The sequence below is a fragment of the uncultured Acidaminococcus sp. genome (genome assembly GCA_900538365.1).
Lineage (GTDB): Bacteria > Bacillota > Negativicutes > Acidaminococcales > Acidaminococcaceae > Acidaminococcus.
In genome coordinates this window covers 1-22,400 of record UPXT01000017.1, presented here as the reverse complement: position 1 = coordinate 22,400, position 22,400 = coordinate 1, and the positions used below count along the sequence as shown (strand labels likewise).

General features: G+C 51.4%; 19 protein-coding genes, 2 tRNA genes and 1 riboswitch. Of the genes, 3 read left to right on the top strand and 18 right to left on the bottom strand.

The annotated features are described in order from the left end of the window. Positions 1-28: 28 nt before the first annotated feature. The 12 genes from hisF to QZQ08_RS04945 all read right to left on the bottom strand — a co-directional run bounded on the left by hisF (position 29) and on the right by QZQ08_RS04945 (position 10,948). Complete coding sequence (gene hisF, locus QZQ08_RS05000) at positions 29-787, bottom strand: imidazole glycerol phosphate synthase subunit HisF (RefSeq protein WP_296328798.1); 759 nt, start codon at positions 785-787, stop codon at positions 29-31. Between the two features lie 2 nt (positions 788-789). Then, a complete protein-coding gene (hisA, locus tag QZQ08_RS04995; protein ID WP_296328794.1) occupies positions 790-1,518 on the bottom strand; it encodes a 1-(5-phosphoribosyl)-5-[(5-phosphoribosylamino)methylideneamino]imidazole-4-carboxamide isomerase in 729 nt (242 codons plus the stop codon). Beyond that, positions 1,515-2,129 (bottom strand): imidazole glycerol phosphate synthase subunit HisH, encoded by a 615-nt coding sequence (gene hisH / locus QZQ08_RS04990; protein ID WP_296328791.1) that lies wholly within the window; start codon positions 2,127-2,129, stop codon positions 1,515-1,517. Before hisH ends, hisA begins: the two co-directional genes overlap by 4 nt. Positions 2,130-2,164: 35 nt before the next feature. Then, positions 2,165-2,749 carry an imidazoleglycerol-phosphate dehydratase HisB gene (gene hisB, locus QZQ08_RS04985; RefSeq protein ID WP_296328789.1) on the bottom strand — a complete coding sequence of 195 codons (585 nt, stop codon included), beginning with the start codon at positions 2,747-2,749 and terminating at the stop codon, positions 2,165-2,167. Between the two features lie 2 nt (positions 2,750-2,751). Beyond that, complete coding sequence (locus QZQ08_RS04980; protein ID WP_296328787.1) at positions 2,752-3,906, bottom strand: histidinol-phosphate transaminase; 1,155 nt, start codon at positions 3,904-3,906, stop codon at positions 2,752-2,754. Positions 3,907-3,921: 15 nt separating this feature from the next. Beyond that, positions 3,922-5,268: a histidinol dehydrogenase gene (hisD, locus tag QZQ08_RS04975; protein ID WP_296328784.1), complete on the bottom strand. Its 1,347-nt coding sequence runs from the start codon at positions 5,266-5,268 to the stop codon at positions 3,922-3,924. Next, positions 5,265-5,912, bottom strand: coding sequence for an ATP phosphoribosyltransferase (hisG, locus tag QZQ08_RS04970; protein ID WP_296328781.1), 648 nt, complete (start codon positions 5,910-5,912; stop codon positions 5,265-5,267). Before hisG ends, hisD begins: the two co-directional genes overlap by 4 nt. 17 nt (positions 5,913-5,929) lie before the next feature. Continuing rightward, positions 5,930-7,102 (bottom strand): ATP phosphoribosyltransferase regulatory subunit, encoded by a 1,173-nt coding sequence (hisZ, locus tag QZQ08_RS04965; protein WP_296328777.1) that lies wholly within the window; start codon positions 7,100-7,102, stop codon positions 5,930-5,932. Positions 7,103-7,108: 6 nt separating this feature from the next. Then, on the bottom strand, positions 7,109-7,405 hold the full coding sequence (locus QZQ08_RS04960) for a YerC/YecD family TrpR-related protein (protein WP_296328775.1): 297 nt from the start codon (positions 7,403-7,405) through the stop codon (positions 7,109-7,111). A 249-nt stretch (positions 7,406-7,654) separates the two neighbouring features. Continuing rightward, a complete protein-coding gene (locus QZQ08_RS04955) occupies positions 7,655-8,317 on the bottom strand; it encodes a methionine ABC transporter permease (protein WP_296328773.1) in 663 nt (220 codons plus the stop codon). After that, positions 8,307-9,344 (bottom strand): methionine ABC transporter ATP-binding protein, encoded by a 1,038-nt coding sequence (locus QZQ08_RS04950; protein WP_296328770.1) that lies wholly within the window; start codon positions 9,342-9,344, stop codon positions 8,307-8,309. Before QZQ08_RS04950 ends, QZQ08_RS04955 begins: the two co-directional genes overlap by 11 nt. Before the next feature lie 71 nt (positions 9,345-9,415). Continuing rightward, a riboswitch (SAM riboswitch) is annotated at positions 9,416-9,516 on the bottom strand. A gap of 91 nt (positions 9,517-9,607) precedes the next feature. Continuing rightward, entirely contained in the window at positions 9,608-10,948 is a 1,341-nt protein-coding gene (locus QZQ08_RS04945; RefSeq protein ID WP_296328767.1) for a hypothetical protein, read from the bottom strand. Between the two features lie 210 nt (positions 10,949-11,158). On the opposite strand from QZQ08_RS04945, the gene QZQ08_RS04940 reads away from it, so the two are divergent. Then, complete coding sequence (locus QZQ08_RS04940) at positions 11,159-13,054, top strand: alkaline phosphatase (RefSeq protein ID WP_296328764.1); 1,896 nt, start codon at positions 11,159-11,161, stop codon at positions 13,052-13,054. Positions 13,055-13,195: 141 nt separating this feature from the next. Here the strand turns inward: QZQ08_RS04940 and QZQ08_RS04935 are convergent, their stop codons facing one another. Beyond that, complete coding sequence (locus tag QZQ08_RS04935; protein ID WP_296328761.1) at positions 13,196-14,659, bottom strand: C69 family dipeptidase; 1,464 nt, start codon at positions 14,657-14,659, stop codon at positions 13,196-13,198. A 332-nt stretch (positions 14,660-14,991) separates the two neighbouring features. Here QZQ08_RS04935 and QZQ08_RS04930 point away from each other — a divergent pair, with 332 nt between their 5' ends. After that, the gene (locus tag QZQ08_RS04930) at positions 14,992-16,293 is read left to right on the top strand and encodes a dicarboxylate/amino acid:cation symporter (RefSeq protein ID WP_296328758.1); all 1,302 of its coding nucleotides are present in this window, start codon (positions 14,992-14,994) and stop codon (positions 16,291-16,293) included. Between the two features lie 356 nt (positions 16,294-16,649). Next, positions 16,650-17,891, top strand: coding sequence for a sodium/glutamate symporter (gene gltS, locus QZQ08_RS04925; RefSeq protein ID WP_296328756.1), 1,242 nt, complete (start codon positions 16,650-16,652; stop codon positions 17,889-17,891). Positions 17,892-17,995: 104 nt separating this feature from the next. Here the strand turns inward: gltS and lysS are convergent, their stop codons facing one another. The 5 genes from lysS to QZQ08_RS04895 all read right to left on the bottom strand — a co-directional run bounded on the left by lysS (position 17,996) and on the right by QZQ08_RS04895 (position 22,340). Continuing rightward, entirely contained in the window at positions 17,996-19,969 is a 1,974-nt protein-coding gene (lysS, locus tag QZQ08_RS04915) for a lysine--tRNA ligase (RefSeq protein WP_366140856.1), read from the bottom strand. Positions 19,970-19,974: 5 nt separating this feature from the next. Continuing rightward, complete coding sequence (greA, locus tag QZQ08_RS04910; RefSeq protein WP_296328753.1) at positions 19,975-20,496, bottom strand: transcription elongation factor GreA; 522 nt, start codon at positions 20,494-20,496, stop codon at positions 19,975-19,977. A gap of 610 nt (positions 20,497-21,106) precedes the next feature. Then, a complete protein-coding gene (locus QZQ08_RS04905) occupies positions 21,107-21,970 on the bottom strand; it encodes a pyridoxamine kinase (RefSeq protein WP_296328750.1) in 864 nt (287 codons plus the stop codon). Between the two features lie 182 nt (positions 21,971-22,152). Beyond that, positions 22,153-22,241 (bottom strand) — tRNA-Leu (locus QZQ08_RS04900). Between the two features lie 25 nt (positions 22,242-22,266). Beyond that, positions 22,267-22,340 (bottom strand) — tRNA-Cys (locus tag QZQ08_RS04895). Between the last annotated feature and the right edge of the window lie 60 nt (positions 22,341-22,400).

The window sequence follows — 22,400 nt, the reverse complement described above, 5'->3', positions numbered from 1 at the left end:
CCCCTGCTATGAGGAAAGGGTCCCCCTTTCAGCGCCGCACGACGACACCACGTTTTGCAAGATAGTCCTTCACTTCCTTGATGCGGAAGGTTCCATAATGGAAGACCGATGCGGCAAGAGCCGCGTCCGCCTTGCCTTCGGTCAGGACGCGATAAAAATCCTCCAGTTTGCCCGCGCCGCCTGAGGCGATGACAGGAACGGGGACCTCTTCGGCAACAGCCCGCGTCAAGTCAAGGTCAAACCCATCTTGGGTCCCATCAGCATCCATACTCGTAAGAAGGATCTCGCCGGCCCCCAAGGTCACGGCTTTGCGGACCCATTCAAGGACATCCAATCCTGTTGCCGTCCGCCCTCCATGGATATAGACCTCCCAGCCACCGGATGGTTTTTTCTTTGCATCAACGGCAAGAACCATGCACTGGGCCCCATAGGCTTCGGCCCCTTTTTGGATGAGTTCCGGTGTCATGACAGCGGCCGTATTAAGGCTCGTCTTATCAGCACCGGCCATGAGGACGGCCCGGATATCTTCCATGGTGGAAATGCCGCCTCCCACCGTAAGGGGCATAAAGACTTCCCTAGCCGTCCGTTCAATGACGTCCAGCATGGCTTTGCGGCCTTCCACGGAAGCTGTGATATCAAGGAAAGTCAGTTCATCAGCCTGCTCCCGTTCATATTGGGCCGCAAGCTCCACCGGATCCCCAGCGTCGCGGAGACAGACGAAATTCATTCCCTTGACAACGCGGCCCGCCTTGACATCAAGACAGGGGATGATTCTTTTTGCCAGCATGGTCACACCTCCCCGGCAATCTTGAGGGCCTCAGCAAGGGTAAATGCGCCGTCGTAAAGCGCCTTCCCAATGATGCAGCCTTCGATGCCATCTGTTTCACGGGCTTTGAGCCTTCTGATGTCTTCAAGGGAAGAAACGCCTCCCGAGGCCGTGATGGGAACCCCGCAGGCTTTATAAAGGGTGGCTGTGGCTTCGATATTGCTGCCATTCATCATCCCATCGCGGCTGATATCCGTAAAGATGATCCGCTCCGTACCAGCTGCGGCAACACGCCGGGCAAGTGCCTCGGCAGTAAGATGGCTATTTTTTTTCCATCCATCAACGGCCGCATAGCCATTTTTCGCATCGATGCCAACCACAATTTTGTGGGGAAAGTCCCGATTGGCCCTTTCCACAAGATCAGGGTCATAGATGGCAGCAGACCCCAGGATGACCTTGCTTACACCCAAAGAAAGCAGACCCTCAATCTGTTCATAGGTACGGATGCCGCCGCCCACTTCGATGGGGATACCACCTTCCTTCATGATGGCCTTGATGGCGGCAAGGTTCTCACTTTTTCCGGCAAGGGCACCGTCAAGGTCTACCACATGGATGGTATGGGCCCCCGCTTCGGCAAAGCGGCGCGCCATGGCACCGGGATCCTTGCTGTAGACCGTCTCTTTAGAAAAATTTCCTTTTTCAAGGCGTACACACTTTCCGCCTCGCAGATCAATGGCTGGATAAAGGTTCATGGTTTCCACTCCTTAAAGGCTTTCAGCATGGCAAGGCCGGCAGCAGAGGACTTTTCCGGATGGAACTGGAAGCCCTGGACGTTGCCGCGGCCTACGGCAGCGACAAGTTCCGTACCATAATTGGTGGTTGCCGTGATGATATTTCGGTCACAAGGGTCCGCGGCAAAGCTATGGACAAAATAGACCATTTTCCCTTCGGCATCCTTTAGTAAAGGTGACGGACGGGTTATCGTAAGCTCGTTCCACCCCATATGAGGAATCTTATAGGGCGTGCGAATCAGGCGCACCATCCCCTTAAAGATGCCAAGACCTTTGACACCAGGTGTTTCCTCACTGCCTTCAAAAAGGAGCTGGAGTCCCACACAGATGCCAAGAAAAGGGGTCCCCTTTTCAATCATGTGAAAAATGGCATCTTCAAGGCCTGAAGCGGCAAGATGGTCCATGCAGTCCCCAAAGGCACCGACGCCTGGCAGGATGACCCGCGGGGCTTCAAGGATGGTTTTTTCGTCATTGGTAATGATGGGGTCAGCGCCAATCTTTTTCAGTCCATAATAGACGCTGTGCAGGTTGCCCCGACCATAGTCGATGATAGCAATGGATTGATTGTTCATGGGAATCCTTTCCCACGGCTATATTCAGCCGCGTCTTACAGGGCGCCCTTGCTGCTCATGATGCCATGGACCCGTGGATCGATGGCAACAGCTTCGGAAAGGGCACGGCCAAAACCTTTGAAGATGGCTTCAAGCATATGATGGGTATTGCGGCCGTAAGGGACATTGATATGCAGGGTCATCCCGCTTTGGACAGAAAGGGCGCGGAAAAAATCCTCCCCCATTTCCGTATCAAAAAGACCAAGACTGACACGGGGAATATCAGCATGCCACACAAGATAGGGGCGTCCGCTGATATCAAGGATCACTTCGGCTAGGGCCTCATCCATAGGAAGGAGCATGCTCCCATAGCGATGGATTCCCACCTTGTCACCCAAGGCTTTGCGCAGGGCCTCGCCCAACGTCAGGGCCACATCTTCCACCGTATGGTGGCAGTCGACATCAAGGTCCCCGGTCGCCCGTACGGTCAGGTCAAAATGACCGTGAACGGCAAAAAGGGTCAGCATATGGTTCAAGAACCCCACACCTGTATCGATATCCGCTTCCCCCGTGCCGTCAAGTTCCAAGGTCACAGTCACGTCGGTTTCCTGCGTCCGGCGATGGACAGTACTGTCTCTCATGATCATCCCTCCAGAATTTCCTTTACCGCTTCAATGATGCGGGCATTTTCTTCCAAGGTCCCTGTCGAAATCCGCAGGGCCCCTGGCAGCAGTGGATGCTGGGAATAATTGCGAACCAAGATCTTCCGGGCAAGGAGCCCCTCAAAAAGGGTCTTTCCGGCGGCTTTTGCCCTGTTCTCCCTGCCTTTGGCCCGGCTTTTGCTCTTGGCAAAAAGGACCGTAAGGGTCTCTTCCTTGGGCATGATAAGAAGGAAGTTCGTCCCTGACGGCAGGACCGTAAAACCCAAGGTCCCAAGGTCTGACGCAAGGGCATTACGGGCCTTGACGACAGCGGCCACCCGCTTTTTGAGGTAGTTTTTGGACTTTAGGAACGTAAGGGCAATGGCAAGGGTCAGGCGATTGACATGATAGGGCAGGAGTACCTTGTGAAGGATTTCCATAACGGCCCGGCTCCCGGCGCCAAAGCCAATGCGCAGGCCAGCCAGGCCATAGGCCTTCGACAGGGTGCGCAGGACGAGGAGATGATCGGTGTCAGCCACAAGGGGGAGGGTCGAATTTTCTTCAGCATCCGCTCCACCATTGGAAAATTCAATGTAGGCTTCATCCATGACGACAAGGGCATCGACGCTGCGGATGATCTTTTCCATCATTTGCCGCGCATTATAGGTTCCCGTTGGATTATTGGGGTTATTGACGATGAGAACGTCGGGTTTTTCCTTTTTACAGAACTTGATGACCGCATCGGCGTCTACCTGAAAATCCTCATCCAAACGATAAGGTACGGGCGTACTGTCAGAAAGGGTGATATACGTTTCGTACATAGAAAAGGACGGAGCGGGATAGGCAATCTTACGGCCCTTGCCGCCAAAGGCAAAACAGACTTTTTCCAAAAGTTCACTGGAGCCATTTCCCAGGCAGAACAGGTAGGGTTCAAGACCATATTTCTTTCCAAGAAAAGCACACAGGTCTTCCCCGTGCATGGAGGGATAGCGGTTCAGCGCTTCCTTAAGGACAGCATCCACCAGCTTTTTCTCCATTTTCTTTCCCATCGGTTCATTGGTTTCGTTGGCATTTACAATGATATCGGCATCGGGGACCGTTTCCACAACATAATCCTCGATGCGGCTCAGGCACTCACGGCCCCTCATTTGGCTCATCAGCGGCCTCCTTTCTTACAGTTCCCCTTTGCGGACGCGAATGGCATTGGCATGGGCTGTAAGGCCCTCTGCTTCTGCCATGGCAATGATATCATCTGCAGCCTCTTTGAGGGCCTCCCGCGTATAGGAAATGAGGCTCGTTTTCTTCATGAATGTTTCCACATTGAGGACGGAATAAAAGCGTGCCGTCCCGCCTGTCGGCAGGATGTGATTGGGCCCGGCATAGTAGTCCCCCAGCGGTTCCGGTGAATAGGCCCCAAGAAAGATGGCGCCGGCATTGCGGATGCGAGGCACGAGGGAGAAAGCGTTTTCCGTCATGATTTCCATGTGTTCCGGTGCCGAAAGGTTCGCCATCTGAACGACTGTATCCATGTCCTTGGCCAGGATGATCTTGCCCGTCTGGGCAAGGCTCGTTTCCGCGATTTCCTTGCGCGGCAGGGCTTCAAGCTGCTCATCCACTTCCTTTGCTACGGCCCTAGCAAGGGACTCATCGTCAGTAATGAGGATGGCACAAGCCAAGGGATCATGCTCGGCCTGGCTCAATAGATCGGCTGCCAGATACTTCGGATTGCCGGTTTTATCTGCGACAATCAGGATTTCACTGGGCCCTGCCAACATATCAATGTCAACGTGACCATAAACGGCCTTTTTGGCAAGGGTTACAAAGATATTTCCCGGGCCCGTTATTTTTTCGACCTTGGGAATGGTCTCTGTCCCAAAGGCAAGGGCAGCCACGGCCTGCGCGCCGCCCATCTTATAGATTTCCGTAATCCCAATTTTCCGGGCCGTAGCAAGGACATAGGGATTCATCCGGCCGTCACGACTGGCAGGCGCCGCCATCACGATGCGGGGCACACCGGCCACCTTGGCTGGCACGGCATTCATAATGACGCTGGACGGGTAGGCTGCCGTACCGCCCGGCACATAAATGCCCACCGAATCAACAGGGGTCATCTTTTGACCCAAGAAGGACCCGTAGGCGCGGGGTGTCAGCCAGGTCTTGGGCAGCTGTTCCTCATGGAACTTCCGTACATTGCTGATGGCCCGGCTGATGGCCTCCATGGTCTTTGGATCAACGGCTTTTTCTGCTTCTTCAAACTCTTTTTCCGTCACGGCGATGGTGTCTTTGGTAAAATCGCCGCCGTCAAGGAGTTTTGTATAGTAAAAGAGGCGCTCATCTCCACCCTTGCGGATTTCACTGACAATGCGTTCCACGACCTGGGCGGCTGTCAGTTTTTTGCCAAACATCTTTTCCGTTCCAGCCGCCACACGAGGGGACAGTTCCACTTCATCAAAAGCTTTCTTTTTGAGGAGCTTGCTGATTTCTTCTGCACTGCTCTTTCTTTCATCAAATATCTTCATGCTTCTTCCTCCTTCAGCACGGCCTTCAAATCTTCAACGAGCTTCTTGATGCGTTCATGCTGAAGTTTGAAGCTGACTTTATTGGCAATGAGACGGGCCGAACTTTCATAAACCGAGGCGACTTCCTTGAGGTGATTTTCCCGGATGGTTGTCCCCGTTTCCACAATATCGACAATGAGTTCACTAAGACCTACGATTGGAGCCAATTCGATGGAGCCATTGAGCTTGATGATTTCCATCTGCATGCCCTGCCGGTCAAAGAACTCGACGGCACTATGAGGATATTTTGTCGCAACCCGCATATGGGTATAATCCATCATGCGGGGCAGGACCTTTTCTTCCGGCACGGCCATCATGAGATGGCATTTGCCGTAGCCCATATCAAGCAGTTCATAGACGTCCCGTTCTTCTTCATTGAGGACATCCTTTCCGATGATGCCGATGTCAGCCGCGCCATATTCGACATAGACCGGAAGGTCCATGGTCTTGACAATGATGAAGCGGACTTTTGTTTTTTCATTGGTGATGACAAGTTTTCGTGAATCCTCGACCACGTTGTCAGCTTCGCAGCCGACCTTGGCAAGGACCTTGACAGACCGATCAAAGAGTTTTCCCTTAGGAAGGGCAATGGTTAGGTATTCCATAAAAAGGTCCTTCTTTCTTATTTGACGTAGACGAGGTTCAAGGCTTTCTGGCGCTCACAGCATACCGTCGCTTCGCCTTTATCCATAGGACGGGTCGCCATCTTGACCTTCCGTCCTTTGCGGCGCAGGGTCATGGCCTTTATAATGGCCTTTGTTTCTCCCTTGGCACTAAAAGCAACATAATCATCCCAAGCTTCATCCCCCCGCAGGGCGCCTTCGCGGCGCAGGGCGAGGATGATGCGGTCCACGCCAAGGGCAAAACCGGTTGCCGGCATGGCTTTGCCAAATCTTTCCATCATCGTATCATAGCGTCCGCCGCCGCAGATATTAAAGCCAATCTGGGGGCCATACGCTTCAAAGACCATGCCTGTGTAATAGTCAAAGTTGCGGATGAGACTCAAATCAAAGACAATCTTATCCGTAACGCCGTAGGCTTCACACAGCTGATAAATAGCAAGCAGATTATCCAGGGCCTCAAGGCTTCTGGGATGGGTGACCTTTGTTTTCAAGGCTTGGACCATCTCCGGCCCGCCCTGCTGGTAAAGAAGCCCTTTGACGAGTTCCCGGACCGGTTCGTAGGAAATGACGGAAGCGGCCTTTTCAAGAGCCACTGCGTTATGGGTCAGGATCATCTTTTTGAGGCGCTCCACTTGGGCGTCGGAAAGTTCCGCGTCTTCAATCAGGCCTGCCAAAAAACCACTGTGCCCGATACTGAGGGTAAAATGCGCAAGTCCTGCTGCCTTAAGGCTTTCCACGGCAAGGGCCAAGACCTCTGCGTCCGCTTCGGGCCCCTTTTCGCCAAAAAGTTCAACCCCTGCCTGACGGAACTCGCATTGCCGCCCAGCTTGGGTCTCTTCGTGACGGAAAACATTGGCAATATAAAAAAGACGCTTGATGCCTTCGTCCTGCCGCATCCTGGTAACGACCATCCGCGCCAGCGGCGTCGTCATTTCACTGCGGAGCATAAAAGTCCGATTGTCTCGACCCAGAAATTTCATGCTTTCATCGGGAAGATCGGCCCCACCCAGGGCAAAGGTATCAGCGTATTCAAAAGTCGGCGTCATCGCCTCATCATATCCCCAGGAAAGAAAATTCCGAGCGAGGCGGTCTTCCATTTCGCGCTTCATGCGGGCCTCGCCGGGCAGGATATCTTTCGTTCCGTAGGGAATCTGTAAAAAGCCAGTGGTCATACTTATCTATTCTCCTTCTTTAAGGAGCATGGGGATCACTTTTCGATACCCCCCGGCTCCATAATTTAAACAGCGGTTGACACGGGAAACCGTCGTGCTGCTGGCGCCCGTATCATTGACGATTTTGGCATAGTTTTCGCCGCGATGAAGACGCACCGCCACTTCCAGACGCTGACTCAAGGCCTTCAGTTCGTTAGGCGTGCAGATATCCTCCAAAAAATCGAGACACATCCGATCATCCTTCAAAAGCAAAAAAGCGTGTGCCATTCGATGAAGTTCCTTTTTGTTGAGACCTGCCTGCATAATCGAGACTCCTTTCAAAACTACGGAAAATATAAAAAAGACTGCGTTGATTTAGTACGCTAATACATTAACACGTTAACGAGGTCGTGGCAAGTCATTTTTTTATTTTTGGCGTTCCGCCTATAAGCGCCTGCCATCAGTGTAAAAAGTGATACAGGGACCCTACGGTCTATCTGATAGTTTTGAGGCGCAAAAAAAGCTGCAAAGCCATGTTTCCATGACTTTACAGCCAGCTTGCTGCAGCGTGCGTTACTGCATCTTTGTTTTGTTCAGTTTGGCGCTGATATGGTTCCCGACGGACTGGACGAGCTGAACCAGGGCAATGAGGATCACGACCGTTGCCGCCATGGTATCTGCCTGGAAGCGCTGATATCCGTAACGGATGGCAAGGTCACCCAGTCCGCCGCCGCCCAAAGCACCGGCCATGGCAGAACTGCCGATGAGGCTGATGATGGCAAGGGTCACGCCAAGGACGATGGCATGCATGGATTCAGGAAGAAGCACCTTCCAGATGATCTGGAAGGGACTGGCTCCCATGGATTCGGCGGCCTCAATGACGCCGGGATCGACTTCTAGGAGGGACGATTCAATGATGCGCGCAATAAAGGGCGTTGCCGAAATGGTGAGCGGCACAATGGCAGCTGTCGTCCCGATGGAAGATCCCACAATGATCCGCGTAAGGGGAATGATGGCCACCATGAGGATGATAAACGGCGTCGAACGGGTGGCATTCACAACGGCCCCTAAGACGCGGTTAATGCCCTTATTTTCCAGAATATGGCCTTCCCGTGTGACGGTGAGAATGACGCCCAAAGGCATTCCGCAAAGGGTAGCAAGGGCCGCCGAAAGAAAAACCATATAGCAAGTCTCTCCCAAAGATTTAATCAGCATCTGGATCATACTACTTGACATATCCAATCACCTCAATCTGTAACTTTTGCCCCTCAAGATACGCCAGGGCTTCCTTCAAATGAGCCTCATCCCCATCCATACCGATTAGGAGCGTTCCGTAAGGCGTATCCTGGAGCGTTTCCACGTTGCCGGAAAGGATATTGACATCGATATCGTACTTTTTGATGAGGACCGTAATGACCGGTTCCCCGGCACTGTCACCAAGAAAATGCAGACGCACAAGGGCCTTGTCACCGCTGGTATATTCCTTATGGAGGTCAAGCTTCTTTACCAGTTCCGGGACAATATCCGTCCGAGTACTTGCGACAAATTCCTTGGTCGTCGGATTCTTCGGATTCGTGAAGACTTCATAGAGGGGCCCCTCTTCAATGATCCGGCCACCTTCAATGACCGCCACATGATCACAGATTTCCTTGACGACGTTCATCTGGTGGGTAATCATGACAATCGTGATATGAAGCCGTTTATTGATATCCCGCAAGAGTTCCAGGATGGATTCCGTCGTCTGGGGATCAAGGGCACTCGTAGCTTCGTCACAAAGAAGCACTTTGGGATCGGAAGCAAGGGCGCGGGCAATGCCAACGCGCTGTTTCTGGCCGCCCGACAGCTGGGAAGGATAATGGTCACGGCGGTCCGTAAGACCAACGAGGTCCAAGAGGGGTTCCACTTTCTTTCTGATTTCTTCCCCGCTTTTTCCCTGGATTTCCAGAGGAAAGGCAATGTTGCCGTAGACCGTCCGGCTGCTTAAGAGGTTGAAATGCTGGAAAATCATGCCGATTTCCTGGCGGGCCTTGCGCAGTTCCGTCTTGGACAGTTTGGTCATGTCCCTGCCGTCAACAATCACTTCACCGCTCGTTGGCTGTTCCAGCATATTGATGCAGCGGACCAAAGTACTTTTGCCGGCGCCGGATAATCCGATGATTCCGTAGATCTCTCCTTCCTCAATGGATAAGTTGATATCCTTTAAGGCTTCCAGGTCCCCGCCCTTTGCGTGGTAGACCTTGCCGATATGTTTCAGTTCAATCACAGCGACTCCCTCCTCATGAATAAAAAATTCCCCTTCATCATTATGAAGAGGAATGGATCGATTCATATTCGTCTTCATCTGCCAGGAAAATCCTGTTGGACTTAGCACCGTTCACTTTCGTGTGGTTGCCGTAACATCATGGGGCCATTCCCTCCGTTACTCTTGATGAATAATTCCTTAAAATCATACCGGATTCATATTGTTTTGTCAAGGGAAGTTTTATCTCTGTGCACACTTTTCCCTTCTTTGAGATACCAAGCGTCTTACTTTTCTTTTGCCTGTGAAAAGAGCCACTCCCGGATGGCATCATAGGAATAGGCAAAGCTCCACGTGTACATATGGTTTCCACCTTTAAAAACCGTATAGTAGATATGGGTGTCAGGCTGCAATAGCTGCTCCATTTTGGCATTGAGGGTCCCCACAGGAAGGGTGCTGTCCCAAAGCGTCGCATTCCGCGCTACCTTTACGCCCGCTTTTTCCCAGAGTGCGGTCGTTTCATTCATTGCAGGATAAGCTTTGTTATCCCCTTCACAGACGGTGATCCAAAGGGGCTTATCCTTGAGGACCTGCATTTTCTTGGGGTCCCACTGGCAGGCTACAAGATACTGGGCCGCAAAAAAATCGGGATAGCGGTCACTGATGGCAATATTGGCCATACCGCCCTGGGACTGTCCCGTTCCGTAGATTCGATTTGGATCGACAGGATAAGTCTTGACCGCATAATCAAGAAAATGCTTGAGCAAGGTAAGGCCTTTTGTCCATTGATGATCATCGGCGGTCAGCATGCCCAGTTTCGTTACAAGCTCGGACGTATACTGCGGGGCAACAACAATCGAAGGATGCTTTGCCTGAAAAGCAGGATCAGTCCAGATGGTGGCTCCGTTGCCTTGATAAAGCGGTGTCGTAAGGTCATCATTATTGCCGCTCATATCCACGCCAAAGTAGACCAGGGGAAGTTTCTCTCCTTGTTTGATTTTCTTGGGCAGATACAGAGAATATGGCAGGGAAATGCCCGTTTCGGGATCCGTAAAGACCTTCTGCGTAAAGCGCGAAAGATCGGGTTCAAGCGTTCGGGTCGACGCCATGAATTGGATGGAGCCTGGGCTTTTATCCCCTTTTGCGCCAGTCACTTCTCCCACTTGTCTGACTGCGATGCTAAGGTCCGGGGCTTTGCGGTCAGAATGACCATCAAGCTTGGGTTCCTGACGCATTTTTTCCGTTCTTTCCTTTGGGGGCGCTGCAAGGAGTGTTTCAGGCACCGTATTTTCCGTCTTGACCTTCAGGATGACATAGCGGCCTTCCTCAGCCGCCTTAAAAGGGGGCAAAGAGCGGGCTACCTGGACGCTTTCAAGGGTACCCTTTGAAAGGACATAATCTTTGGGAGAAACGGAACTTGCCAAAAGGGGCTCACTGTATGTCAAAATGACTTCCGAGACTTTTTCCCCATCACCAAAGACGCGGGCTACACCGGTCACCTCTTTGACCGTTGGTGCCGCTTCTCCGCTTCCCATAAGACCCACCAAGATAAGGCACAAAAAGCCTTGCCCCAGCCTGCGGCTGATTGCGGCATCCTTTAAGCCGGCTTTTTTTATCTGTGTAAACATGAAAAGACCTCCTCAGTATAAAATCGGTTCCATTCTAGCAAATAGAAAATGAAAATAAGATGAAAGAAAAAGAATAGCTGCCGTTTTTTTGCCGCGGCAATTTACGGTAATTTTACCAAGCTTTTGCAGAAACCTCCACTTTCCTATGCTACACTCCTTCCATATGAAGACTCTTTTTCTTTGAAACAAAATCATTGAGGAGGTTTGTTTATGAACACAAAACGTAAGCTTCGCCTATTTATCCAACTGTCGCTCTTAGGGGCCCTTTCCATGGGCATCACCTCGACCCATGATGCCGTGGCTTTTGCGGCAGCATCCTCCATTTCGCAGGTGGCTGAATTCCATAACCGGATGCAGGAGACGGCAGATAACGGTGCCATTACCATCCTGCCAATCAACCGTGCCAAATTCTGGGCCGGTCAGCGGTTTGACTTTGAGGTGGAATTTCCCAAAAACAGCACAAACTTCAACGTCGGCATCAACGGAGAAGGGGCAGAAAAAGTCTTTGGGAAAAAGGCCATCATCACAGACTACGGCACCCACATTTCCTACCGCATCAACAATGTCACCTTTGACAAAATCGGTGAAAAAAGGGTAACGGCTTCCGCCAGCGGCCTTTCTGGAAGGCTCCAGGCAAAAGCCGCCTATACGGTGGTCCAGGAAAAAGCAAGGCGGCGCGCCAAGAATGTCATCCTCTTCATTGGTGACGGCATGAGCATGCAGGCAAAGGAACTGGGCCGCATCCTTTCAAAAGGCCTTTCAAACGGAAAATTCAATGACGTCCTTTCCATGGAAAAGATGCCAAGCCTTGCCCTTGTTACAACAAGCGGCTATGACTCTATTGTAACGGACTCGGCAAACTCCATGTCCGCCTATATGACGGGCAATAAATCCGTCGTCAATGCCATGGGTGTCTACGAAAATAGAACCAAAGATCCCCTCGACGACCCAAAGGTGGAAACGGCAGCGGAAATCCTCTCCCGCAGTAAGAAGATGAGCTACGGCATGGTTACGACCGCGGCTGTTACGGATGCTACACCGGCGGCCGTCACGGCCCATACGCGCCGACGTGGGGAACAAAACTACATTGCTGCCGATTTTCTCAGTCGCAGGAATCCGCCAAAAGTGGTCATGGGCGGTGGGGCACAGTTCTTCCTTCCGCTGCAGACGCCCGGTTCCAAACGCAAGGATGATCGTAACCTGATCCAGGAATTCAAGGATAAAGGTTATCAATTTGCTGGCACCAAGACGGAACTAAATGCTCTCAACGGCGATCAGCCCATTCTGGGACTTTTCACCATGAACCACATGAACGTTTACATGGACCGTGAATTCCTGCCCAAAAACAGCAAGGTCCTGAAAGGGTTTACTGACCAGCCCGGCCTCCTTGATATGACAAAAAAAGCCGTATCCGTACTTGAAAAAAATCCGAATGGCTTCTTTCTCATGAGTGAAGGCGGCAGCATTGATAAGCAGCTCCATACCATGGACTGGCAGCGTTCCACCTATGACACCATTGAATTTGATCAGACCATCGAATGGGCGCAGAACTACGCCAAAAAACACAATGATGATACACTTATCATTGTCGTTGCGGACCATGCCCACGGCATCAGCATCAGCGGCACCTATAAGGAAGAAAACGGCAAGACCGGCCGCGAAGCGGTTCGCGTCTACGGCGATGCCAAATGGCCGACCTTCGTTGATGAAAACCATGACGGGTATCCCGATAACCCTGATCCGGATGTCACCCTGGCCGTGCAGTACGCCAATGCCCCAGACCATTACGAAAATTATCGTTTCCAGCCTGAACCGACTGTTCCGGCAACGACCGATGCCAAAGGAAACGTCATTGCCAACCCGAAACGCGCACCCCAAGGAGCCCGTCTTGTCCAAGGCGACCTGCCGACGACAACCGGAGAAACGAGCGAATGCCATTCTGCCGACGATGTGGTGCTCATGGCCCAAGGCCCTGGTTCTGAATACTTCCACGGCGTCATGGACAACACGGAAGTCTTCTTTGGGATCCTTCGCGCCCTCGGTGTCGACGCCCATAAAGGCACGCCGGAAGTTTCCTTTACATCAGAAAGCGGTGACAGCAAGTGAGATTGGTGGCAGCAACCCTTCTATTAAGTCTTATTCCTTTGAAAATCCTGAAAGAAAAACTAGCCTCCATGATGTGATCCTTAATAAAAAAACGCCTTCCGGTCCATGCCGGAAGGCGTTTTTTTATTCTTATGATACGGCTTAGGCATCGCTGCGGGAGAAGCCATTTTTCATAGCCATGCTCGCTTCGTAAAGGACCTTGCCTAGGCAGGTATCGGTCTTTTCCTTTACCATAGCCGCCATGGCCGCATTGGCCTGTTCAAGCAAAGCCGTCACGCCGCCTTCGGCTTCTTTTTTATCCGTATCACAAATCATGGCATGAGCCGCGGAGGCAACGGCCTTTTGGTAGCGCTCAATGGCACTTGCCGTGCGGGCAAAGTGGGCATCGGCAAGGGCGCCGATGAGGCGATTAGCCCAGTAGAATTCTTCCGTCGACGGCACCGTCCCCGCATGGTTCAAATAGTCCGGGGTCTTTGTCACATTGGCATAAAACGGCACAAAGGCATTGAAGACGTTTGACCCTTCCGCAATCCACATCAGGGCCATACGGTCCTTTTTGGCGTAGGGCCGCAGCTGGGTCAGGGCAACAAAGTTGTTGCGATTGATCCCAATGGGGCGATACTTGCCTTTCAGGGGATGGTCCACCTTGCTGTAGCAGTCAAAAGGGGTTCCTTGGTAATGGGCGCTGAGGACATACTTTACATCTTCAACGGTCACCTTCCGTTCCGGCATGAGGCACCAAGGCAGGTCATCATCTTCAGGACCGTAATCGGCATCAGGTCCATCCCACAAAGCAGAATGGGGATTGAAAAAGCGCAGCATGAACCATGCCCGGGGCGTATTGTATGTGTGATCTGCGTCATCATGGCTGCCAAAAGCGGCCCTTGCATCAAAGGCAAAATCCTTTTCAAGGGCATAGTCTTCTCCTTCATGGATGGTTAGGTCAAGGTGATTGTCCCGAATAAAGGAAATAAGGTCAGCGCTGCACATATGGTCTTCCTGGGGGCCAAAGGCATCGACAAGATCCAATAAATCGATTCCCTGCTGATTGGGCATGACCACGTACCCATCATCAGGAACGCGTTTGGCAATCCAGTGATGACCGCCAATGCTTTCAAACCACCAGACTTCATTTTCATCCTGGAAACCGACGCCATTCATTTCATAGGTCCCATAGCGCGTGATGAGGTCGCCCAGCCGTTTGACACCTTCCCGGGCACTGTGGATATAGGGCAGGACCAAGGTGAGCATGTCTTCCTCCCCAATGCCATTTTTTACAAGCGGATCGGCGCCAAGGACGCGGGGATTTGAGGTAATGGTCTCTGTTTCGCTCATGGCTACATTGAGCTCATTGATCCCTGCTTCGCCCCAAATACCTTCATTGGCTTGGGCATTGGGCATGGCCGTATAGCGCAGGGGCGTTTCGGTCAGCTCGATTTCAAAAGCAGACAGGACTGACCGATAGTGGCGGGGTTGGTCCTCAGGATTGACTGTAATAAATTTCTTCGGCGTAAAACTTCCCGCACCGGAATCCTCATTGCGGGCCATCATGGTCGAACCATCATAGGTTGCATTTTTTCCGACAAGCAGCGTTGTACAGGGCATACGGATCCTCCTTTATCTCTTGTCAAAACTTACCTAAAAGGAACGCTGAAGGCGTTCCATAAAGTCCTATTCTCCACCCTCTCACGAAGGGCAGGGTACCTTATTATTGTAGGCGATTAGAGACATCTTGGCAAGAAAGGCTCATCGTATAATTCCTACTAAGTTACCGCATTATGATTCCTTGGAGGATAAAAAACTTGAAATCTCTGATTTTTGTTGCATTTTTTCAATCTCCTATGCTAATATATGAATTGTTATCATCAGGTGGGGACCTGATTGGGAAAGATCCATGGAGGATCTTTTTCATTTTTCAAAAAGAAAGGAAGTCCATTATGACCCAAGAAAACCAAACCCATGTCAAAGACACAGCCAAAAATGTCATGGCCCACAACAATCCCCTTGCCCAAGGGCGTCAGCTCGCACTTTGGATAGGAGCCCTCATCATTGGTGCCGTTCTCGGCTGGATGAACGTTCCCTTCCTTAACCAACTCTTCAACTTCATCGCTACCGTCTTCACCCGCCTCTTTCAGTTCATTGCTGTACCGACCATTGCCTTGGCGGTCATTACGACCCTTTCCATGATGGGATCCAAGGAGGAAACAAAGAAGATCTTCAAGCACACCATCACCTATACCCTGCTCACGACCATCTGTGCCGCCGGGATCGGCCTGCTCCTGTATCTCTGGATCCAGCCGGGCAACCTGCCGACGGAAGCCATCGGCGCCGGCGTGACGAATGTCCCCCAGAACATTGGCAAGATGAGCTACTATGATCATATGCTTTCCGTCATCCCCAACAACATCCTGACCCCCTTCCTGACGGGAAACGTCCTTTCCATCCTGCTCATTGCCACCGCTGTTGGTCTTGCCTTTGCCTTTATGCCGGAAACGGAAAACACGAAAACCCTTCTGCGCGGCATCAATGGGGCCCAGGAAGTTCTCTTTGCCCTCATCCGTGCCCTACTGAAGGTCCTTCCCATCGGCATCCTCGCCTTTGCGGCCCAACTGTCTTCCCAGCTTGAAGCCGGCGTCATCGTCGGTGCCCTGGGTCGCTATACCCTCGTCATCATGGCAGGGAACCTCATCCAGTTCTTCATCGTTCTGCCGCTCTTTCTCCTCATCCGCGGCCTCAACCCGGTCCGCGTCATGAAAGCGATGTCCCCGGCCCTTGCCGTTGCCCTCTTTACAAAGAGTTCCGCTGCAACGCTTCCCGTCACCATGGCTTCTGCGGAAGAAAACATGCGCATCAATCCCTCCATCAGCCGTTTCGTACTCCCCATCTGCACAACCATCAACATGAATGGCTGCGCTGCCTTCATTCTTGTTACATCCATTTTCCTCATGCAAAATGGCGGAATGGAACTATCCCTTGGAACCATGATTGTCTGGCTCTTCATTTCTGTCTTTGCCGCCATCGGAAACGCCGGTGTGCCCATGGGCTGCTACTTTCTCACCCTGTCGCTCATGAGCGGCATTGGCGCCCCCATTGGCATCATGGGAATCATTCTCCCTATCTACACCATCATCGATATGATTGAAACCTGTGAAAACGTCTGGTCCGACTCCTGCGTCTGCAGCATGACCCAAAATGACCTGAAAGATGAAATTCCTTTCACGGTGGAAACAGAAGTCTAAAGAACCCCAAAAACGTTGCTTTCCTTCCCTGATAGGATGGGCCCCCCAATGCTTTTTAAAAGCGTTGGGGGCCTTATTATTTGGGCAGGAAATCGTGCCTAGGGTCAGCATATCGTCAAAAGCTTTTTTACGCTCAGGAGGTCCCTTGTGATATTGGGCGCTTTCCTGACGGAACATGCTGTATACTTTGAAACATCCGGTTTTCCCTCATTCAGGCTTTGCTGAAGCTTTGCCTTTCCTATCAATCTTTTTTATTGTTCAAATAGGAAAGCTGAGCTTTTTGCATGCCAGTCTGCCCTATTTTTCGCTACAATGGGATGGTAGGGATATTGCACTTCAGAAAGGAAGCGATTCATATGGTTCTGGACTTTTCATCAGGTTCTCTGCTCATCAAAGCCGATGCGGTCTGCACAACAGCCCTTGCGGCCATCATGCTCCTCATCGGGTACTGGATCAAAGGCAAGAGCGCGGCCCTCAGGCGCTACTGTATTCCGGCTCCGGTTGTCGGCGGTTTCCTCTTTATGTTCATCACCTTCATCGGACATCAGACGGGAGCCTATGCCTTCAAGTTTGACACCTACTATCAAAATCCCTTTATGCTGGCCTTCTTTACAACGGTAGGCCTAGGGGCAAGCCTCTCGCTCCTTAAAAAAGGCGGGACCCTGCTTATCATCTACTGGCTCACAGCAGGTGTCATTTCCATCTGCCAAAATACCATCGGGATTGGTATCAGCGTGGCCACGGGACTGGAAGCTCCCTATGCACTCCTGGCCTCAGCCATTTCCATGATCGGCGGTCACGGCGCGGCCGGTGCCTATGGGAAGACCTTCGTGTCCATGGGCTATCCAGCAGGTCTTGAAGTGGGAATGGCCGCGGCGACTTTTGGGCTCATTTCCGCCGTCCTTGTAGGCGGTCCCCTGGCCCGCGTTCTCATTGAGCGCCACCATCTGACACCGGATACGTCAGAGGATTTCAAGGATACAGGCGTTGAAAACGTCAACGCCGCCACAGGCGAGAAACTGGACGGCCTCACCATCATCAAGAACGTAACGGCAATCCTCGTCTGCATGGCCATTGGAACCGTCATTTCCGGGCGTATTGGGGCCCTTATCGGCATGAGCTTCCCCACCTATGTCGGAGCCATGTTCGTAGCAGTCATCCTGCGCAACATCAATGAATCGGCTCATTTCTATCAGTTCAGCTTCTCCCTGGTGGATTCCATTGGCGACGTCATGCTGAACCTATATCTTGCCATTGCCCTCATGACTCTCCGTCTTTGGGAACTTTCGGGACTTTTAGGCGGCGTCATCCTCGTCGTTGCGGCCCAGGTTCTTTTTATGGTCCTTGTAAGCTATTTCATTGTCTTCCGGATCCTCGGGAGCAACTACGATGCGGCCGTCATGTGTGCCGGCCTATGCGGGCATGGCCTTGGTGCCACTCCATCAGCCATCGTCAATATGACGGCAGTCAAGGAAAAGTATGGCATGAGCCGCAAGGCCTTCATGATCGTGCCGATTGTGGGCGCCTTTCTCGTCGATATCATCTATCAGCCCCAGACGATTGCCTTCATCAAATATTTCGTCCATGCCCTGAAATAGAGCATGGTCAAAGGCCCTTCTCCTTCGTAGGAAAGGGCCTTTTTGCGGCATAAAAAAGACCCCGCAGGGAAAAGATCCTTTCCTTGCGAAGTCTCAGGATAACATTAGCAGAGCTTGGCCCCAGCCGGAATATGGGGATCAAGCATGAGAAGGTTCAGTTTGCGTTCTTCTCCTTCATTATGTTCGGCGCTTAACAGCATCCCACAGGATTCGATGCCCATCATCTTGCGCGGCGGCAAGTTGACAATGGCAACGAGGGTCCTGCCGATAAGATCCTCAGCCTGATAGTATGCCTTGATGCCCGACAGGATGGTCCGGTCCGTACCCGTTCCGTCATCGAGGGTGAACTGGAGAAGTTTCTTGCTCTTAGGAACTTCAAAACAGTCCTTGACTTTCACTACCCGGAAGTCGCAGCCAGCAAACTGATCAAAATCAACGAAATCCTTGAAGAGCGGTTCAATGGTCACATTGGAAAAATCAATTTTTTCCAGCGCCACGGTCTGCGGAGCATCCACCGTTTCAGCGGGCGCGGCTGGAGCAGCTGCCACGGATTCGTCTTTCTTTTCAAGTCCCAAGGGCTTCATGGTCGGAAACAGCAGGACATCACGGATGGAAGCTGAATCGGTAAGCAGCATGACAAGACGGTCAATCCCGATACCCAGACCGCCCGTCGGAGGCAGGCCATGCATGAGGGCATTGATGAAGTCTTCGTCCATCATACCAGCTTCATCATCACCGTTATTGCGTTCTTCCACCTGTTTTTCAAAACGTTCTTTCTGATCAATCGGATCGTTGAGTTCCGTAAAGCCATTGCAGATCTCAGCCCCGTTGATGAAGCCTTCAAAACGGTCCGTAACTTCCGGATCGGCGAGGCTGCTCTTAGCAAGCGGAGAGATTTCTTTAGGATGACCCATGATAAAGGTCGGCTGGATAAGGTTCTTTTCAACGAATTCATCAAAGAAAGCTTCCAGGATCTTGCCAGGGCCGAAGGTTGGCTGGATTTCGACGTTGGCCTCAGCAGCCATCTTACGGGCCACATCAACATCACGGACGCCTGTAAAGTCATAGCCGCTAAATTTCTTAACAGCTTCAACCATGGTCATACGAGGCCAAGGCGGCGTCAAATCGATTTCCTTACCTTGATAGGTGATCTTCATGGTTCCCAGGACGCGCTGCGCCGTTTCCGACACGAGTTTTTCCGTAATGTCCATCATGGTTTGGTAGTCACCATAAGCTTCATAAAGCTCAATGGACGTAAATTCCGGGTTATGCTTGATATCCATCCCTTCATTGCGGAAAATGCGGCCAATTTCATAGACCCGTTCCAGACCGCCTACAATGAGGCGCTTCAGATTCAGTTCTGTTGCAATGCGCAGGTACAGATCGATATCAAGGGCATTATGATGGGTCACAAAAGGACGGGCCGTAGCCCCACCGGAAATGGTGTTGAGGACCGGCGTTTCCACTTCAAGATACCCTTCGTTATCAAAAATATGGCGGATGCTTTTAATGATTTCCGTACGTTTGACAAACGTGTCGCGGACTTCGGGGTTTACAATGAGGTCCACATAGCGCTGACGATAACGGATTTCTTTGTCCTTGAGGCCGTGCCATTTTTCCGGCAGCGGTTTCAAGGCCTTGGAAAGGAATTCGAGTTTTTTCACGCGGATGGACGGTTCACCCATATGGGTCGTGAAGACTTCACCTTCTACGCCAACAATATCTCCGATATCAAGGAGCTTGACCGTACTGTAATTGTCTTCTCCCAGCTCATCCTTGCGGACATAGAGCTGGATCTTACCGGACTTATCGAGAAGGTCCATGAAAGCGGTCTTACCGTGGCCGCGGATGGCTGTCAACCGACCGGCAACACGGACTTCAGTGCCTTTTTCTTCCAGTTCCTTGACCTTGTCATGGACTTCCTTATTATGATGGGTTACCTTATAGGCATGACCAAAAGGCAGGATGCCCTTTTCTTCCAACTTATGCATCTTGTCCATACGGACAGCGACTTGTTCACTGACTTCTTCAGCAGCACCCGTATCCACGGCGGGTTGGTTCTTCAATTCTTCCGACATTCATTTCACTCCTTGGCAGCAGCTTTTTTCTTCTTCCCTGCACTGGGTTTGGCAATACTGATAATCTTATAGCTCAGCTCACCAGCCGGTGTCGGAACCTTACATACGGAACCCACTTTTTGGCCCAAGATGGCCTTGCCAACAGGGGATTCATTGGAAATGCGGGGAGGATCGGCCATGGGGTCAGCTTCCGTCGTACCCACAACCGTGTATTCCTCTTCTTCTTCCGTTTCCATATCTTTGATGGTGACCCGGGAACCGAGGGAAACCACCTTTTTATTGATTTCGGAATCCTTGATGACCTTTGCATTGCGGATCATCTTTTCCAAGGTGAGGATACGGCCTTCGACAAAGGCCTGTTCATTCTTAGCGTCATCATATTCGGAGTTTTCGCTGATATCGCCATAGGAAATGGCGACCTTCAGCCGTTCTGCCACTTGCTGTCTTTTTTCAGAACGAAGATAGTCCAATTCGTCTTCTAACTTTTTGAGACCTTCTTCAGTTAAAATTGTTTCCTGTTCAGCCATCGTTCACGACTCCTTTTCGGCTTTGATCCCACGAAATCGGCCCATTTTGCCGCTGTGGGGACAGTTTCGGTAAAACTACCGTATCTTGTAAATTATAGATTAGTTCCGGAGAGATGTCAATAAATGAGGAGGGCTGTTCCACCTGTTTTTACTCGGTGCAGGGCTCGCACCAAGTCTCAGCACGTGGTCCCCTCCTTGCTTTTTTTAGATGGATGAAAAGGTCATAAAAGCATGACGCATCGCAGCATGGAACGTACCGCAATTTCATGCTGAAGCCCTCCCAAAAATGCTATCGTGCGTCTCATCCTGGAATGATTATCGCGGCATTCCCCGTTACACAAAAACAATGCCCCTATTTTTTACCATCCGCCTGATACGCTATCAGACGAAGATGAGGGGGAAAAGGGCGCTGTCCAAACAAGGGGATGGATTGGCGCTATGAGGCCAACATGGCTTCAACGTGCGTTTCTGTCAAAAAGAAAGCTAAAGGAAAAGGCTTGAAACCAGAAGAAAAAACGTGACGCGCAGCCCCAGACCAAGTAAGCCGTGGAGAACGCTCACTCACTTCTCCACGGCTTTTTGCTTGAGGCTCCGATCTAGTTTTCTGCGCTTATCCTTTGCAGCTCGTGCAGTCCTTTGTCTGGGGTACAAGAAGTTTCCACAGGCAGCCTTCCAGAAGCACGCCCTCATGGGGATCGGTGCCTTCATTCAGTGTCGTTTCAATGACAAAGCTCAAAAAGTCGGCCGCATGCTGGACGGCAAGGTTCAGATCCTTCCCGCGCAGGATGTAGGCAAGAAGCGTGCTGGTAAAGATATCTCCTGTACCGCAGGTTCCAAAGGGAAGTCTTGGCACTTCATACTTTTCCGGAAAAAGCTGGCTGTCCGTCTGGCTGGCAATGGCAATATGGCCGCTGTCTGTAGGAACACTTGTAATGACGATTGCTTTGGGCCCTAGGGAAAGGAGCTTATCGCAGAGACCCTCAAGTTCCTTATCCGTCGGAGCTGCCGCCTGATAGGGCGTATCTGTAAGGAGACAGGCTTCGGTGTAATTGGGCGTGATGAGGGATGCATGGGCAACAAGTTTTTTCATGGAAGCTGCCATGGCATCATCAAAAACAGGATAGAGTTTTCCATCGTCAGCCATGGCCGGATCGACAACAACAGTCTTTTTCTCACCGCCAAAACGCCCAATGGCATCAATTACAACATCAACCTGGGCAGGACTTGCCAAAAAGCCGCTGTAAAGGGCATCAAAGGACAGGCCCAGTTCCTGCCACTTATCCATGGACGATGTCATTTCATCCGTAAGGTCCTTACTATGGAACTTGCCATAGGTCAGGTTATTGCTGTAAAGGGCTGTAGGGAAGGGACAGACCTGGCTTCCCAAGGCCGACAGGACTGGAATGGCAGCCGTCAGCGAACAGCGGCCAAAACTGCAGAGATCATGAATGGCAAGGACGCGATTTATTTTCATGGTGAAAACCCCTTTCTTTTTTTCGTGTTTCCCTTATTGTAAGCTTCTTCAGAAACATTGAAAATGCACGGTTTTCCTCTTAAACAAGCAAAGACCGTGCCCGATGTTAGCGTGGGAAGGCCTAATTTTAGGCATAAAAAAAGACATCGCCCAAGCGATGACTCAACATTCCGTATAAAAAATGGTGCCGGGGACCGGAATCGAACCGGTACGGAGATCACTCTCCGAGGGATTTTAAGTCCCTTGCGTCTGCCAGTTCCGCCACCTCGGCAGATTTGAACATCCAATAAAAAAATTGGAGGCGACACCCAGAATCGAACTGGGGATAAAGGTTTTGCAGACCTCTGCCTTACCGCTTGGCTATGTCGCCTTAACTGGAGCGGAAAACGAGATTCGAACTCGCGACCCCCTCCTTGGCAAGGAGGTGCTC

Bases quoted from the DNA above. Each gene is read 5' to 3' on its own strand.
- QZQ08_RS04960 (WP_296328775.1), bottom strand. From the start codon at position 7,405: ATGCAGGCAGGTCTCAACAAAAAGGAACTTCATCGAATGGCACACGCT.
- QZQ08_RS04930 (WP_296328758.1), top strand. From the start codon at position 14,992: ATGACCCAAGAAAACCAAACCCATGTCAAAGACACAGCCAAAAATGTC.
- hisZ (WP_296328777.1), bottom strand. From the start codon at position 7,102: ATGACCACTGGCTTTTTACAGATTCCCTACGGAACGAAAGATATCCTG.
- QZQ08_RS04945 (WP_296328767.1), bottom strand. From the start codon at position 10,948: ATGTTTACACAGATAAAAAAAGCCGGCTTAAAGGATGCCGCAATCAGC.
- QZQ08_RS04940 (WP_296328764.1), top strand. From the start codon at position 11,159: ATGAACACAAAACGTAAGCTTCGCCTATTTATCCAACTGTCGCTCTTA.
- hisB (WP_296328789.1), bottom strand. From the start codon at position 2,749: ATGAGAGACAGTACTGTCCATCGCCGGACGCAGGAAACCGACGTGACT.
- QZQ08_RS04980 (WP_296328787.1), bottom strand. From the start codon at position 3,906: ATGAGCCAAATGAGGGGCCGTGAGTGCCTGAGCCGCATCGAGGATTAT.
- QZQ08_RS04905 (WP_296328750.1), bottom strand. From the start codon at position 21,970: ATGAAAATAAATCGCGTCCTTGCCATTCATGATCTCTGCAGTTTTGGC.
- hisG (WP_296328781.1), bottom strand. From the start codon at position 5,912: ATGGAATACCTAACCATTGCCCTTCCTAAGGGAAAACTCTTTGATCGG.
- gltS (WP_296328756.1), top strand. From the start codon at position 16,650: ATGGTTCTGGACTTTTCATCAGGTTCTCTGCTCATCAAAGCCGATGCG.
- hisD (WP_296328784.1), bottom strand. From the start codon at position 5,268: ATGAAGATATTTGATGAAAGAAAGAGCAGTGCAGAAGAAATCAGCAAG.
- QZQ08_RS04935 (WP_296328761.1), bottom strand. From the start codon at position 14,659: ATGCCCTGTACAACGCTGCTTGTCGGAAAAAATGCAACCTATGATGGT.
- hisF (WP_296328798.1), bottom strand. From the start codon at position 787: ATGCTGGCAAAAAGAATCATCCCCTGTCTTGATGTCAAGGCGGGCCGC.
- hisA (WP_296328794.1), bottom strand. From the start codon at position 1,518: ATGAACCTTTATCCAGCCATTGATCTGCGAGGCGGAAAGTGTGTACGC.
- greA (WP_296328753.1), bottom strand. From the start codon at position 20,496: ATGGCTGAACAGGAAACAATTTTAACTGAAGAAGGTCTCAAAAAGTTA.
- hisH (WP_296328791.1), bottom strand. From the start codon at position 2,129: ATGAACAATCAATCCATTGCTATCATCGACTATGGTCGGGGCAACCTG.
- QZQ08_RS04955 (WP_296328773.1), bottom strand. From the start codon at position 8,317: ATGTCAAGTAGTATGATCCAGATGCTGATTAAATCTTTGGGAGAGACT.
- lysS (WP_366140856.1), bottom strand. From the start codon at position 19,969: ATGTCGGAAGAATTGAAGAACCAACCCGCCGTGGATACGGGTGCTGCT.